Source organism: Frateuria defendens (genome assembly GCF_001182895.1).
Lineage (GTDB): Bacteria > Pseudomonadota > Gammaproteobacteria > Xanthomonadales > Rhodanobacteraceae > Frateuria_B > Frateuria_B defendens.
In genome coordinates, this window is sequence record NZ_LFQR01000026.1 from 1 (window position 1) to 13354 (window position 13354).

General features: G+C 71.5%; 15 protein-coding genes. 2 read left to right on the forward strand and 13 right to left on the reverse strand.

Annotation, left to right across the window (positions count from 1 at the left end; genetic code table 11):
* Positions 1-192: 192 nt before the first annotated feature.
* Entirely contained in the window at positions 193-1095 is a 903-nt protein-coding gene (locus tag ACH65_RS03460; RefSeq protein ID WP_049621187.1) for a LysR family transcriptional regulator, read from the forward strand.
* 41 nt (positions 1096-1136) lie between these two features.
* Here ACH65_RS03460 and ACH65_RS03465 read toward each other — a convergent pair whose 3' ends face one another.
* A complete protein-coding gene (locus ACH65_RS03465) occupies positions 1137-2390 on the reverse strand; it encodes an MFS transporter (protein WP_049621188.1) in 1254 nt (417 codons plus the stop codon).
* A 370-nt stretch (positions 2391-2760) separates the two neighbouring features.
* Between ACH65_RS03465 and ACH65_RS03470 the strand changes: the two genes are divergently transcribed.
* The gene (locus ACH65_RS03470; protein ID WP_153242465.1) at positions 2761-4731 is read left to right on the forward strand and encodes a M1 family metallopeptidase; all 1971 of its coding nucleotides are present in this window, start codon (positions 2761-2763) and stop codon (positions 4729-4731) included.
* 88 nt (positions 4732-4819) lie between these two features.
* On the opposite strand, the gene ACH65_RS03475 is transcribed toward ACH65_RS03470, so the two are convergent.
* From ACH65_RS03475 to ACH65_RS03530, 12 genes are all read right to left on the reverse strand, one after another.
* Complete coding sequence (locus ACH65_RS03475; protein WP_049621189.1) at positions 4820-5140, reverse strand: hypothetical protein; 321 nt, start codon at positions 5138-5140, stop codon at positions 4820-4822.
* Between the two features lie 64 nt (positions 5141-5204).
* On the reverse strand, positions 5205-6110 hold the full coding sequence (hypB, locus tag ACH65_RS03480) for a hydrogenase nickel incorporation protein HypB (protein ID WP_082190127.1): 906 nt from the start codon (positions 6108-6110) through the stop codon (positions 5205-5207).
* Between the two features lie 13 nt (positions 6111-6123).
* Positions 6124-6498: a hydrogenase maturation nickel metallochaperone HypA gene (hypA, locus tag ACH65_RS03485; RefSeq protein WP_049621190.1), complete on the reverse strand. Its 375-nt coding sequence runs from the start codon at positions 6496-6498 to the stop codon at positions 6124-6126.
* Positions 6491-7558: a hypothetical protein gene (locus ACH65_RS03490; RefSeq protein WP_049621191.1), complete on the reverse strand. Its 1068-nt coding sequence runs from the start codon at positions 7556-7558 to the stop codon at positions 6491-6493. Before ACH65_RS03490 ends, hypA begins: the two co-directional genes overlap by 8 nt.
* 10 nt (positions 7559-7568) lie before the next feature.
* Entirely contained in the window at positions 7569-8069 is a 501-nt protein-coding gene (gene hybE / locus ACH65_RS03495) for a [NiFe]-hydrogenase assembly chaperone HybE (protein ID WP_049621192.1), read from the reverse strand.
* Positions 8062-8289, reverse strand: coding sequence for a rubredoxin (locus ACH65_RS03500; protein WP_049621193.1), 228 nt, complete (start codon positions 8287-8289; stop codon positions 8062-8064). Before ACH65_RS03500 ends, hybE begins: the two co-directional genes overlap by 8 nt.
* 5 nt (positions 8290-8294) lie before the next feature.
* Complete coding sequence (locus tag ACH65_RS03505) at positions 8295-9197, reverse strand: hydrogenase expression/formation protein (protein ID WP_049621194.1); 903 nt, start codon at positions 9195-9197, stop codon at positions 8295-8297.
* Positions 9198-9227: 30 nt separating this feature from the next.
* A complete protein-coding gene (locus tag ACH65_RS03510; protein WP_049621195.1) occupies positions 9228-9722 on the reverse strand; it encodes a thioredoxin domain-containing protein in 495 nt (164 codons plus the stop codon).
* A complete protein-coding gene (locus ACH65_RS03515) occupies positions 9719-10057 on the reverse strand; it encodes a HypC/HybG/HupF family hydrogenase formation chaperone (RefSeq protein ID WP_049621196.1) in 339 nt (112 codons plus the stop codon). The genes ACH65_RS03510 and ACH65_RS03515 overlap by 4 nt, the downstream gene beginning before the upstream one ends.
* Before the next feature lie 3 nt (positions 10058-10060).
* Positions 10061-10705, reverse strand: coding sequence for a HyaD/HybD family hydrogenase maturation endopeptidase (locus tag ACH65_RS03520; RefSeq protein ID WP_049621197.1), 645 nt, complete (start codon positions 10703-10705; stop codon positions 10061-10063).
* 3 nt (positions 10706-10708) lie between these two features.
* The gene (cybH, locus tag ACH65_RS03525; protein WP_053096138.1) at positions 10709-11434 is read right to left on the reverse strand and encodes a Ni/Fe-hydrogenase, b-type cytochrome subunit; all 726 of its coding nucleotides are present in this window, start codon (positions 11432-11434) and stop codon (positions 10709-10711) included.
* A gap of 59 nt (positions 11435-11493) precedes the next feature.
* Positions 11494-13347 (reverse strand): nickel-dependent hydrogenase large subunit, encoded by a 1854-nt coding sequence (locus tag ACH65_RS03530; RefSeq protein WP_049621198.1) that lies wholly within the window; start codon positions 13345-13347, stop codon positions 11494-11496.
* Between the last annotated feature and the right edge of the window lie 7 nt (positions 13348-13354).

The following is a 13354-nucleotide window of genomic DNA, read 5'->3' on the forward strand; positions in this document are numbered from 1 at the left end:
GGAAGGCGCGCCCTCGGGGTGTCCTTCTCTTTGGTTACTTTCTCTTGGACAAGCAAGAGAAAGTAACTCGCCCTCCGGCAGGAGGGCGAAACCCCGGCCAAAGGCCGGCCAGCTCACGACACCCACTCACCCAATCAACGCACCCACCACGAAACACTTGCCCCCGCCCCCTCGACCCGCCACCGTTCCCCCATGGACATCGAACTGCGCCACCTGCGCTACTTCCTCGCCGTAGCCGACGAACTGCACTTCGGCCGCGCGGCCGAGCGGCTGGGCATGTCGCAGCCGCCGCTCAGCCAGCAGATCCGCCAGCTCGAACAACTCGTCGGCGCGCGGCTGTTCACCCGCAGCAACCGGCGCGTGGCGCTCACCGAGGCCGGCGAGGCGTTTCTCGAGGAGACGCGCGCGATCCTGGCGCGGGTGGAGCGGGCGATCGACCTGGCCCAGCGTGCGCAGCGCGGCGAGACCGGCGAGCTGCGCATCGGCTTTACCCGCGCCACGCCGCTGTCGGGCTACATCCCCAACGCCATCCACGCCTTCCGCCAGCGCCTGCCCGGCGTGCAGCTGCTGCTGGAGGAAATGAACTCGCTGCGGCAGATCGATGCCCTGCTCGAACGCCGCTTGCAGGTGGGCATCCTGCGCGGACGCAAGCTGCCCGAGGCGCTGGTGTCCCGGCGGCTGTTCCGCGATCCACTGCTGGCCGTGATGCGCGCGGACCACCCGCTGCTCAAGGGTGCCGGCGCGCGCCGCAAGCTGCATACCGAGGCGCTGGCGCGCGAGCCGTTCGTGCTCTTCGCGCGCAGCGCCGGCACCGGCATCCACGACCACGTGATTGCGCTGTGCAACGACGCCGGCTTCATGCCGCGCGTGGCGCAGGAAGCGCGCGAGGCCTCCACCATCATCGGCCTGGTCGCGGCCGGCATGGGCGTGTCGATCCTGCCCGCCACCTGCAGCCACATCCAGGTGGACGGCGTCCGCTTCGTGCCGCTGGCCGATCCGTTGGCGATATCGGAAGTACACGTGGCGCACCGGCGCGACGAGCATTCGCCGCTGGTGGCGCAATTCGTCCAGCTATTGCTGAAGAGCGCGCACTGAGCGCCGGCCCGTCCTGCACCGGCGCAGGACGGCGCCCTCGCCTACGGCGACTTGGCGCCCGGCAGCGGCGCCACGTGGTACAGCCGCCAGGCGCTCAAGAGGCCCACCAGCAGCAGCAGCCCCACGAAGGCCGCCACGCCGTTCCAGCCGTGGGCGCTGTAGAACACGCCGCCGGCGGCACCGGCCACGCTGGAGCCGAGGTAGTAGCAGAACAGGTACATCGACGCGGCCTGCGCCTTGGCCGCACCGCCGCGGCGGCCGACCCAGCTGCTGGCGACCGAGTGGCCGCCGAAGAAGCCGAAGGTCACCGCCACCACGCCCAGCGCGATCAGCACCAGCGAATGGGAGACGGTGAGCAGCACGCCCGCCAGCATCAGCGCGAGCGCGGTCCACAGCACCTTGCGGCGCCCCAGCCGGCTGGCGAGGTGCCCCATCCACGCCGAGCTGAAGGTGCCCACCAGGTAGACGCCGAAGATCAGCCCCACCACGGTCTGGCTGAGGCCGAACGGCGGGGCCAGCAGGCGGTAGCCGAGGTAGTTGTAGACGGTGACGAAGGCGCCCAGGAACAGGAAGCCCACCCCGAACAGCCACGGCAGGGCGGCATCGTGGAACAGGCCGCCGAAGGTGCCGAGCAGGCGCCCCAGGTGCAGCCGGCGCGGCTCGAAGTGGCGCGAGGGCGGCAGCGAGCGCCAGAACATCAGCGCCGAGACCAGGCCGATGGCGCCGACCACGCCCACGCCCGCGCGCCAGCCGAAGTAGTCGGCCAGAATGCCGGCCACCAGCCGCCCGCCCATGCCGCCGATCGCGTTGCCGCTGATGTACAGGCCCATGCCGAGGCCGAGCGACTCGGCGTGCATCTCCTCGCTGAGGTAGGTCATCGCCACCGCGGGCAGGCCGCTTAAGGTCAGGCCGAGCAGGGTGCGCAGCACCAGCAGCGCCTGCCAGTTGGGCGCCAGCGACGTCGCCAGCACCAGCACCGAGGAGGACAGCAGCGAGATCACCATCACCCGCTTGCGCCCCATGGCGTCGGACAGCGCGCCGGCGACCAGCATGGCCACGGCCAGCACGGCGGTGGTGAGGGAGAGCGAGAGCGCGCTCATCGCCGCGCTCACGCCGTAGTCGCGGCTGAACTCCGGCATCAGCGGCTGCACGCAGTAGAGCAGCCCGAAGGTGGCCAGCCCGGCCGAGAACATGGCGAGGTTGGTGCGCCGGAACGCCGGCGTGCCGTGGCGGATGTGGCTGGCCGAGGCATCGGCCGCCGCCGGGGAAGTGGAGGCTGGGGAGTACCCGTCCATCGTCGTGCCCCATGCCGGGGATGCAGTGGTGACGGTGGACAAGGATAAGGGCCGAGATCGAGACGGTCGATAACGCGGAATATCTCGTTTGATATGCAGGAAGTATCAATGCCACGGCGGCGGAAAAGCCCGAACCGCCCAAATCGCAGGCTTGAAAGCCCGCGCGGCTCGCCGATTCGCCTCGCCCGCCTCAAGGTCGGCGCAAGGCGCGGCGATCTGCCGCAGCCCTCTTTTGCGGATGGCCGTCCAGCCACCCGGACACCCGTGCCGGAAGTCACGGTGTCCTCGCCGGAGGGCCATGTCATGCTGCGGAGCGACACGCCACACCGGCGCGCCCCGCCGCGCGCCCGACTCCGGAGCCTCCCCCACGATGAAGTTGTCGCTGCCCTCCCTGGCGCTGGCCTGCATGGCCTTCGCCGCGCCGCTCGCCGCCGTGGCCGACCAGGCCGCCCCGCCCGCCTTCGACCCGCTGCAGACCTTCGCCCCGTTCGCCATGCCGCAGCCGGCGAACGTGTACCGCTCGGCCAGCGGCCGGCCCGGCCCCGCGTACTGGCAAAACCGCGCCGACTACAGCATCAAGGCCACGCTCGACCCGCAGCGCCGCCAGCTCAGCGGCGAGGTGACCATCGCCTACACCAACCATAGCCCCGACGCGCTCGACGCGCTGTGGCTGCAGTTGGACGAGAACCACTACCGCGAGGACGCCCGCGCCAACTTCACCAGCGGCCACCACCCCATCGAGCACACCGGCGGCTACCAGCTCGCCGACGTGGCGGTGGACACCGGCCACGGCTTCCAACCCGCGCACTACGTGGTGGACGACACCCGCATGCGGCTGGACCTGCCCCAGCCGCTCGCCGCCAAGGACGGCACGGTGAAGCTGCGCATCCGCTACAGCTACATCGTGCCGCCCACCCGCACCGGCCGCACCGACTGGCTGGCGACCAAGAACGGCGACCTCTTCGAGATGGCGCAGTGGTACCCGCGCATGGCGGTGTACGACGACCTGCGCGGCTGGGACACGGCGCCCTACCTCAACAGCGAGTTCTACCTGGAATACGGCGACATCGACTACGCCGTCACCGTACCCGCCGACATGATCGTGGTGGGCTCGGGCGAACTGGTGAACCCGCAGGAGGTGTTGACCAAGACCGAGCTGGCGCGCCTCGAACAGGCCCGCCACAGCGACGCCACGGTGCTGATCCGCACGCCGGCGGAGGTCACCGACCCGGCCAGCCGCCCGCACGGCGGCCCGCTGACCTGGCGCTTCCGCATGCGCAACACGCGCGACGTCGCCTTCGGTGCCTCCAAGGCCTACGTGTGGGACGCGGCGCGCATCAACCTGCCCAGCGGCAAGACCGCGATGGCGATGTCGGCCTACCCGGTGGAGAGCGTGGGCCAGCAAGGCTGGAGCCGCTCCACCGAATACCTCAAGCACTCGGTGGAGCACTTCTCGCAGCGCTACCTCGAATACCCCTACCCCAACGCCATCGCCGAGGCCGGCACGGTGGGCGGCATGGAATACCCGGGCATCGTGTTCGACTCCTACAAGAGCACCGGCAAGGACTTCTACGCCCTGACCGCGCACGAGATCGGCCACACCTGGTTCCCGATGATCGTGGGCTCCAACGAGCGCCGCGATGCGTGGATCGACGAAGGCTTCAACACCTTCATCGACGTCTACGCCGCCGACGCCTTCAACCACGGCGAGTTCTCGCCCAAGCGCGATCCCGAATACGCGCCCAAGGGCGGCAACCCGGTGGACGAGATCCAGGCCGTGCTGGACGACCCGGAGGCGCCGCCGCTGCTCACCCCGGCCGACCAGATCAAGGAGAAGTACCGCCACCCGGTGACCTACTTCAAGTCCGCGCTGGGCCTGGTGCTGCTGCGCGAGCAGATCCTCGGCCCCGACCGCTTCGACCCGGCCTTCCGCGCCTTCGTCCACGACTGGGCCTACAAGCATCCCTCGCCGTCCGACTTCTTCCGCAGCATGGACAGCGCCGCCGGCGAGGATCTCTCCTGGTTCTGGCGCGGCTGGTACGCCAACAACTGGAAGCTCGACCTCGCCGTGACCGGCGTGGGCTACGTCGACGGCGACTACCGCAAGGGCGCCCTGGTGACGGTGCAGAACCTCGATAAGCTGGTGCTGCCCGCCATCTTGCAGCTCACCTACGCCGACGGCAGCACCCGGCGCGTGCGGGTGCCGGTGGAGACCTGGCTGCAGCACCGCAGCTTCGACGTGCGCGTGCCCGGCGACAAGGCCGTGCGCGAGGCGGTGATCGACCCAGACCACGTCCTCCCCGACGGCCACCGCGACAACAACCGCTTCGCGCCGCGCTGAGCGGCGCCGCCGCATGCGTGCCGGCCTGCGCCGGCGCATGCGGCGCATCGCCGGCCCCGTGCGGCGGGACGGCCGCCGGGCGCCTGGATCAGATGCGCCAGAGCCGGCACCACCAGTCCGGGTCCACCGGAATGGCCAGCTCCGGCAGATCGCACCAGCGCCGGTGCACCAGGTAATAGAGGCACTCCTGGCAGCGCATGCGGTCCTCCCCGTAGGGCTTGTCGATCAGGCCGCACAGCACCAGCTTGGCGCGCAGGTCCGGGCCGCCGCCCTTGCGCCCGCGCAGGGCGTCGAGCAGCTCGGCGAATTCCTTCTCGGTCTCGGGAAACGGCTCGGTCTGCGTCGCCAGGCCATCGGCGAGCAGCCGGCTTATCTCGCGCCGGCACCGTTCGTCCTCACCCCTTGCCACGGCAGCAACCCGACAGGCGGTTCAACGACGGTGCGCGCTCAGCGCGGCTGCGGCCGCGCCGGGGTCAGCGATGCGCGGGGCCGGCCGCCGCGTGGCCGGCATGGCTGTGCGGGCGGCCCGACACGTGATCGTATGCGTGCAACAACCAGCCCACCCATTCATCCAGCCCAGTTCCCACGGTCGCCGACACCTGCATCACCAGGATGCGCGGGTTGACCCGCCGCGCATTGGCGATGCAACGCTCCACATCGAACGAGACATAGGGCAGCAGGTCCACCTTGTTGAGCAGCATGACCTGGGCCGCGGCGAACATGTCGGGGTACTTGAGCGGCTTGTCCTCGCCCTCGGTCACCGACAGGATCGCGACCTTGGCCGCCTCCCCCAGGTCCCACATCGCGGGACAGACCAGATTGCCTACGTTCTCGATGAAGAGAATACCACCGCCCGCCATGGGCAGGCCGGCGTTGGCGCGCGCGACCATCTCGGCGTCGAGGTGGCAGCCCTTGCCGGTATTGACCTGGATGGCGGGCACGCCGGTGGCGCGGATGCGGTCGGCGTCGTGGCTGGTCTGCTGGTCGCCCTCGATCACCGCCAGCTTCGTCGCCGGCTCGCGCTCGCGCAGCCGCTGCAGCGTGGCGCACAGCAGGGTGGTCTTGCCCGAGCCCGGGCTGGAGACGAGGTTGAAGCTCAGGATACGCTCGGCGGAGAAATGCTCGCGGTTGCGTTCGGCCACGCGATTGTTGGCGCCGAGCACGTCCTGCTCGATGCGGATGGCGCGCGTCTGGCTGAGGCCGGGCACCGAGACGCCGGCCGGGCCTGCGCCGTAGTGCAGGTCACCGCCGGCATGGCGCAGCACGCCGGCCGCCCCGGCCGGCGCCCACGGCGCCGCGGCCGGCACGGCGTGGGCGCCGGCGGGATAAAGGCGCAGGCCGTGCCCGTCGTCGCCGTTGCATCCGCAGATGGTGCACATGGTGTGATTCTCCTCAATGGGTGTGGGCGGCCGGCGGCGCCGGCGCGTCGGCCACCAGCAGCTCGCGCACCCGCAGTTCGGTGCCGGACACCGGTTGCAGCTGGTGCCCGCCGCACTGCGGGCAATCGTCCAGCCGGGTATGGATGGGAACCGGCGCCGCGCACTGCATGCACCACGCCTGCGCGGCGTGCTCGCAAAGCTGCCATTGTGCGCCCTCCAGCAGGGTGCCGGGTGCCAGCGCGTCCAGCGCGAAGCGCAGCGACTCGACCTCGATGCCGGCCAGGCAGCCGATGTCGAGCGTCAGCCGCGTCACGCGCGCGAAGCCGGACTGGCGCGCGGCCTGCTCGACCAGCCCCAGCACGCTCTCGGCGATGCTCGTCTCATGCATGTGCGGCGACCTCGCAGGCAGGGGCGACGGTGAAGGCGAGGCAGGGATCGAACGCCGCCGCCAGCGCGGCGCAACGCGCCGCGTCGCCGGCCGGCAGCGCGGCGATGCACCCGGCCAGGCTGCCGTGCGGGTGGAAGTTCCACTCGGTGGGCGCCACCGCGCGGTAGCCGGCCACGCGGCCGGCGGCATCCTGGGCGGCCACGTGCAGCAGCACGCCGCGGGCGGTTTCGGTCCAGGCGTAGCCGCAGCCGGGTTCCAGCGCACCGCCGCCGCTGTGCAGGCGGGCATCGCCGGTGGCGAGGCGCGCCACCTCCTCCAGCCGGTCGAGCAGGCGCTCCAGCACGGTGGACGGCCCGGGCATGGCGCGCCGGCGTGCGAGGCGCTGCCAGCAGCCGGTTTCCCGCGTGCCGTGCCATTGCGGGTAGACCGCGAAGTCCGGCTCGTGCCAGGCCTGCCGCGCCAGCTCCGCGATGCGCTCGTCGAACAGCAGGCTCTCCACCCCGGCCGCCGCCGGCAGTGGTTGCGCGAGCAGCCCGGGCGCGCAGGCGGCCAGGGTGCGCGCCGGCGCGGTGCCGGCGCGGTGCAGCCAGTCGCGCATGGCCTCGGCGCCGGCCATGCGCCGCGCCAGCCAGGTTTCCGGCGGCTCGCCGTAGAGGCAGGCTTGCAGCGTCTTCAGCCAGTCGCCGGGCGTGCCCGGCGGCGCCTGCCACAGCCGGCGCAAGGGTTCCTGCGCCGCCGGTGCGTCAAGCACGGCGCCCAAGCAGCGCGGCCAGTCCAGGAGGATGTGCCGCAGGTGCTCGCGCATCGCCGCCTCCACCAGCCGGTGCCGCGCGGCAAGATCGAACACCGTCTCCGCCGCCTGCCCCTGCGCGAGGGCCAGCGCCCACTGCGCCACCTGGGACTGGGCCCCGGCGCAAAGGCTGAAGAGCTGCCCCATCAGCGCCGGCACCGCCGCGGCCGGGCGGCCTTGCAGCAGCTGCCCGAGCGGCAGCCGCCGCGCACCGGTGATGGCCGGCCAGCGTCCGGGGCGCAGATGGAGCGGCGGCAGCAGCTCGGCCATCGGCAAGACCTCAGCGCGCCGCCAGCGCGCGGCCGCCCAGGCGGCCGAAGAAGCCGCGGCGCGCGTAGTGCTCGGGCTCGTCCTCCGCGCAGCGGCGCAGTTGCGCCAGCACCGCCAGCGCCACCGCGCGGGCATCCTCCTGACTGGCGAAGGCGTCCATCGGCGAGTACAGCGAGCACTGCTCGAACGGCCCCGCGTCCGGCTCGCAGGCGCCGAGGAACAGGTAGCGCCCCTCGCCCCAGTCGTAGCGGCGCGGCTGCCCCACCGGCGCCGCCGCGGCGGGCTCGTCGGCGGCCCACACCAGGTTCATGCACCAGGGCGTGAGCAGCACGCCGAAGACGCCGCCGTCGGCGGGCAGGCTCGCGCTGCCCGAGCGGCGCGCGAAACCGACCGCCTCCACCGCCAGCGCCGGGTTGAGCACCGGCAGGCCCGCCATCCGCGTCGCGGCCACGCGCCGGTAGGCGCCGGCCAGCGCGGCGGCGAAAGCCTCGGGGCAGCGCCGCTCAGCCATCGGCCAGCACCATGAACTGCTCGGCGTCGCCGTCGCACTGCGGGCAGCGCCAGTGCGCGGGCAGCGCGTCGAACGGCGTGCCGGGCGGCACTTGCCACACCGGGTCGCCCTCGGCCGGGTCGTAGACGTACCAGCAGATCTTGCACTCCATCCGCGCGCCGGGCGGCAGGCGGCCGGCGTCGCCCAGGTAGGAGCCTTCGAAGCGGGAGGGGGCGTCCATCGCGTTCAGTCCGTGCCGAAGGAGGACGCCAGCACCTCGGCAAAGCGGCCGACCGAATCGGCCAGGTCCTCGGCCGCGGCGCACACGGCGTCGGGCATGGCCGAGACTTCGATGGTGTCGAGGATGATGGCGTCCTGCGAGTTGTAGTACACCACCCGCCAGCAATGGGGGATGGCGGTGCTGGTCACGCGGCAGTTGCCGTAGCCGCGCGAGAGGATGGTGAGCGGGCCGCGCCCCAGGCGCTGTTCGAGGCAGGCGATGTCCTCGGGCGAAAGCGGCAGCAGGGTCAGGTTGACGACGTGGGCGGGGCCGTCGGCGCGGCGCAGCCGCAGCACGTCGGCCAGTTCGGTGAGGATCGAGGGCGCGTTCATCACCGACGGCGGCACCTCGGCCGCGGTAAGGTCGAGGGAGGCCGGCGGCTCCAGCGGCCGCGCGGCGACCGCTCGCAGCAGGGTCGGCACGCAGGCGGCCTCCACGTAGTCCTCGACCAGCCGCCCGTCCTCGAACACCGCCACGCGCCAGAGCCCGGCGAAGACCGTCTCCTGGATGTCGGCGGTGCGCGGGCCCTCGATGCGCGCGCTCACCTCGCCCTCGCCCAGCAACTGGTCGAGCAGCCGCCGGTCCGCCGCGGCGCAGGCGCGCAGGTCCACCCGCACGCCGGCCCCTGCCTGGCCGGCCAGCACGCTCTCGCGCGCCGCGGCCAGGGCCTCGAACACCCGGTCGAGCAGCTCGCGCGCCGAGCTGGCGGCCGGCAGTTCGTGCCATGCGCCGAGCCGGGGCGGCTGGTAGGTGGACATGCCTTGCGGCATGGACATGTATTGCAGGGCCTCGTCCTCGAACTGGCTACCGGGGCCGACGACCGCGACCGGGATCGGCAGCGGCTTGAGTTTGGAATAAGGCGTAGTCATCGCTCGTTTCTCGAATGGACGTCCAGACGGCTAGCCGCCGCAGCCGGACGCGGCGCCCTCGACGCGCACGGGAATGCCGATGCCGGGCGGGCGCCGGGTCGGCGCGGCCAGGATGCGGACCGCGTCCGCGAGATACACCTCCCAGTCGCACATGCCCGCCACGGTGTCCACGTACTGGCCGTCGCGGACGAAGACCAGCGAGGGCCGTCGCCCCACGCCGTAGCGCGCGGCGACGGCCTGCTCGCTATCGGCGCGCACCACGCCGATGCGAAAGCGCGGCGCGCCGCCCTGCCCCAGCGCGGCGCGCAGTTCGGGCAGCACCACGGCGACGTCGGTGCACTCGGGGTAGCGCACCGGCTCGCCCCACACGAACAGCACGGCATCGCCGGGGAGCGCCAGCCAGCCCTCCAGGCTCTCCTGCCCGACCCAGCCGCTGCCGGGCAGGGCCGCCAGCCGCTCGATCAGCGGCGACACGGCCGGCGGCACGGCCACGGCGGTGGAGGCGAACATCGAGACGTCGTTCATCGCGGGCTTTCCAGGTCGGTGGGTGGCGGCAGGCCGGTCAGCGCGGCCAGCGAGGCGGCAGGCATCTGCGAGGGGAGCGCGAAGCCGGGCACCGCGCCGGCGCCGGCGGCGTCGCCCTCCATCGCGCTCGCCAGCATGGCGAGCACGGCGTCGATCTCGGCGGCGCGCGCAGCGCTCAGCCGCTCGATCGCCGAGTCGAGGAACACCAGCAGCCGCTCGCCCGGCCGCACCGGCCCGACCAGCGCGATGTTCACGCGGCGGCGCTGGCCCTCGCGCTCGCAATCGGCGTGGCCGGGATGCACCGCCACCACCGTCATCGGCAGGCCCATGCACATCGCTCAGCCCTCCGTCGCCGCCTGCGGCGCGGCGCGCGGCAGGAAGCGTTCGTCGCCGATGCGGCAGGCCGCCTCGGCGCTGGGGCGGTCCTGTTCGTAGCGCCGCATCGACAGCGTGGGCAGCGTCACCGCGGCGGCGCCGTCCAGCGGCGCGGCGCGGCGGCGCGCGGCGAAACCCCAGCGGGCGAGGATCGCCAGCGCCTGCTCCAGCGCCGGCCCGATCGCCGCGCGCACCGAGGGGCGCAGGCTGCCGCCGTAGTCCTCCAGCTCCTCCGGCTGGCAGCCCAGCAGCACCACTTCCCGCGGGAAGCGGCCGGTGAACTCGGCCAGCTGCAGTACTTCCTGGAAGCCGGTCTGGTGCAGGCTCATCTTCCTTGCGCCGAGGTAGCGCGGCACGTCGTCGTCGCGCACCTGCACCAGCTGGCCCGGCGGCAGGCCGAAATCCACCGCGTCGAAGATCAGCAGCCGCTGCGCCGCCTGCACGTAGCCGAGCAGGCACAGGCCCTGCGTGCCGCCGTCGACGAGATCGAGCCCGGGGCCGAACTCGTACTCGCCATCAAGGCGCTCGACGCAGCGCACGCCGAAGCCCTCGTCGGCCCAGAGCAGGTTGCCGATGCCGAGCACGGTGGCGGAAGGTGCGTTCGCCATCGCTCACTCCTTCGGGCTGCGGTAGCCGTTGACCATGGTGCTGATCACCGTCTCCCTGCCCATGATGTCCTCGCGGATGGAGGCGTAGATGTGGAAGACGATGAAGGCCACCAGGTACCACATGCCCAGGCGGTGCCAGGTGTGCACGTCCTGCGGCTGGCCGAACAGCGGCACCACCCAGCCGAACAGGCGGTCGGCCCAGGAGCCGGCCTGCTCGCCCTCGCCGTACAACGCGAAGCCGGTGAAGACCATGAACAGCGAACCGAACAGGAACATGCCGAACATCGCGATCCGCGCCAGCGGGTTGTGGCCGGCACCGGTGTGCCCCTCCCTGGAGATCAGCGCGTACCACTTGAGCATCGCCACCACTTCCTGCCAGAAGCTCCTGGTGAACACCGGCAGGTAGAACAGCTCGCGCGAGAAGGCGTTGCCGACCAGCGCCCAGTAGATGCGCCCCAGCAGGCCGATGGCGAACACGTAGGCGGCGGTGAAGTGGACGAAGCGGAGGGTGCCCATCAGGTAGTTGGCGCTGGCCTCGCCCGGCTGCGTGGGCAGCGGCTTGCCGATGAAGTAGCCGGTGACGCACAGCACCAGGATCGCCAGCATGTTGACCCAGTGCCAGATGCGCACCGGCGCCTCGTAGACGTAGACCGAGCGCGGCCGCGCGGCTGTTGCCGCCGTGGCCTGCGGCGCGGCCGCCGGCTTGCTCGCCGTGATTTCGATTGCCATGTTCTGCCCTTCGCGTCAGTGCTGCTTGCTGGATGGCTGCCGGACCGGTGGCGGTGCGCTCAGCGCACCGTCACCTTCGCCAGTTCCTGCCCGTCCGGGCTCATCACGTGGGTGGCGCAGGCCATGCACGGGTCGAACGAGTGCAGCGTGCGCAGGATCTCCAGCGGCTGCTCGGGATCGCTCACCGGCATGCCGAGCAGCGCCGCCTCGAAGGCGCCGATCTGCCCCTTGGCGTCGCGCGGGCCGCCGTTCCAGGTGCTGGGCACGATGCACTGGTAGTTCTCGATGCGGCCGTCCTTGATCCGGATCCAGTGGCAGTTGGCGCCGCGCGGCGCGGCCACCGGGCCGGCGCCCTTGGCCTCGGCCGGCCAGGTCGAGGGATCCCACTTCTCGACGTTGGCGGTGCTGGTGTCGCCGTTCCTGATGTTGTCCACCAGCTCGGTCCAGTCGGCGAGCATCATCTCACCGCAGTACTGGCTCTCCATCGCGCGCGCCAGGGTGCGGCCGATGGTGGTGGGCAGCAGCTGCTTGAGACCGAGTTCGGTGGGCGCGAAGCCGAGCAGCTTGGGCACGTCCTGGTTGATCATGCGGGCGCTGTAGTCCACCTGCTCCTTCATGCGCAGCGCGTAGCGGTTGCCCTTGAGGGCGTGCGCGTAGCCGAGCACGTAGCGCGCCAGCGGCCCCACCTCCATCGCATGCCCGCGCCAGCGCGGCGACTTCACCCAGGAGTACTTGGCCGACTCGTCGACCTGCTCCAGCGCCGTGCGGCTGCCCTTGGTGCCGGGGCCCAGCTCGAAGTGCGGCTCGGTCACGCCGTCCCAGGGGTGCAGGCCGCGGCTCTCGTCGGCGTACTTGTACCAGGAGTGCGCCACGAACTCCTGCACCTGCTCGGGATCGCGCGGGTCCACCGGGTGGATCTCGTCCCAGTTGCCGCCGAGGATGGCGCCGCCGGGCAGCTGGTCGGTGGACTTGTCGTACTGCACGTGCGGGTAGTCGCCGTAGTCCATCAGGTTGGTGGCGGCCAGGCCGCCGCCGTAGAGCCAGCCGGCCTGCTTGTAGAGGGTGCCGATGGCCAGCACGTCCGGCAGGTAGACGTTGTTGTTGAAGGCGATGATCTCGTCGATGCGCGCCTTGACGAAGTTGAGCCGCTCCATGTTGATCGGCGCGCCGGCGGCGAGGTCGCCGTCGAGGTTGATGGCGCAGGGCACGCCACCCACCAGGTAGTTCGGGTGCGGGTTCTTGCCGCCGAAGATGGTGTGGATCTTCACCCACTCCTTCTGCAGGTCCAGCGCCTCCAGGTAGTGCGTGACCGCCATCAGGTTGGCCTCCGGCGGCAGCGCGTAGGCCTTGTTGCCCCAGTAGCCGTTCATGAACGGGCCGAGCTGGCCGCTGTCCACGAATTTCTTGATCCGGCTCTGCACGTCGCGGAAGTAGCCCGGCGAGGACAGCGGGTGCGCCGGCGACACCATCTGCTGCAGTTCGGAGGTCTTCTTCGGGTCGGCCTTGAGCGCGTTGACGATGTCCACCCAGTCCAGCGCGTGCAGGTGGTAGAAGTGCACGGCGTGGTCGTGCACCTGCAGCGTCTTGGCCATCAGCTCGCGGATCAGGTGCGCGTTGGGCGGGATCTGGATCTGCAGCGCATCCTCCACCGCCCGCACCGAGGCCAGCGCGTGGCAGCCGGTGCACACGCCGCAGATGCGCTCGACGAAGGCCCAGGCGTCGCGCGGATCGCGGCCCTTGAGGATCACCTCCAGCCCGCGCCACATGGTGCCGGTGGACACCGCGTTGCGGATGACGTTGTGCTCGTCGATGTTGGTCTCGATGCGCATGTGGCCTTCGATGCGCGTGACCGGATCGACCACGATGCGCCGGCCGCTGTTGTCGAGGCTGAAGCCCTGGGTCTGGTATTGCATTGCTCGC

Excerpts from the sequence above, each read along its gene's own strand:
- ACH65_RS03460 (WP_049621187.1), top strand. The coding sequence starts at position 193 with ATGGACATCGAACTGCGCCACCTGCGCTACTTCCTCGCCGTAGCCGAC.
- ACH65_RS03465 (WP_049621188.1), bottom strand. The coding sequence starts at position 2,390 with ATGGACGGGTACTCCCCAGCCTCCACTTCCCCGGCGGCGGCCGATGCC.
- ACH65_RS03470 (WP_153242465.1), top strand. The coding sequence starts at position 2,761 with ATGAAGTTGTCGCTGCCCTCCCTGGCGCTGGCCTGCATGGCCTTCGCC.
- hypB (WP_082190127.1), bottom strand. The coding sequence starts at position 6,110 with ATGTGCACCATCTGCGGATGCAACGGCGACGACGGGCACGGCCTGCGC.
- hypA (WP_049621190.1), bottom strand. The coding sequence starts at position 6,498 with ATGCATGAGACGAGCATCGCCGAGAGCGTGCTGGGGCTGGTCGAGCAG.
- ACH65_RS03490 (WP_049621191.1), bottom strand. The coding sequence starts at position 7,558 with ATGGCCGAGCTGCTGCCGCCGCTCCATCTGCGCCCCGGACGCTGGCCG.
- hybE (WP_049621192.1), bottom strand. The coding sequence starts at position 8,069 with ATGGCTGAGCGGCGCTGCCCCGAGGCTTTCGCCGCCGCGCTGGCCGGC.
- ACH65_RS03500 (WP_049621193.1), bottom strand. The coding sequence starts at position 8,289 with ATGGACGCCCCCTCCCGCTTCGAAGGCTCCTACCTGGGCGACGCCGGC.
- ACH65_RS03505 (WP_049621194.1), bottom strand. The coding sequence starts at position 9,197 with ATGACTACGCCTTATTCCAAACTCAAGCCGCTGCCGATCCCGGTCGCG.
- ACH65_RS03510 (WP_049621195.1), bottom strand. The coding sequence starts at position 9,722 with ATGAACGACGTCTCGATGTTCGCCTCCACCGCCGTGGCCGTGCCGCCG.
- ACH65_RS03515 (WP_049621196.1), bottom strand. The coding sequence starts at position 10,057 with ATGTGCATGGGCCTGCCGATGACGGTGGTGGCGGTGCATCCCGGCCAC.
- ACH65_RS03520 (WP_049621197.1), bottom strand. The coding sequence starts at position 10,705 with ATGGCGAACGCACCTTCCGCCACCGTGCTCGGCATCGGCAACCTGCTC.
- cybH (WP_053096138.1), bottom strand. The coding sequence starts at position 11,434 with ATGGCAATCGAAATCACGGCGAGCAAGCCGGCGGCCGCGCCGCAGGCC.
- ACH65_RS03530 (WP_049621198.1), bottom strand. The coding sequence starts at position 13,347 with ATGCAATACCAGACCCAGGGCTTCAGCCTCGACAACAGCGGCCGGCGC.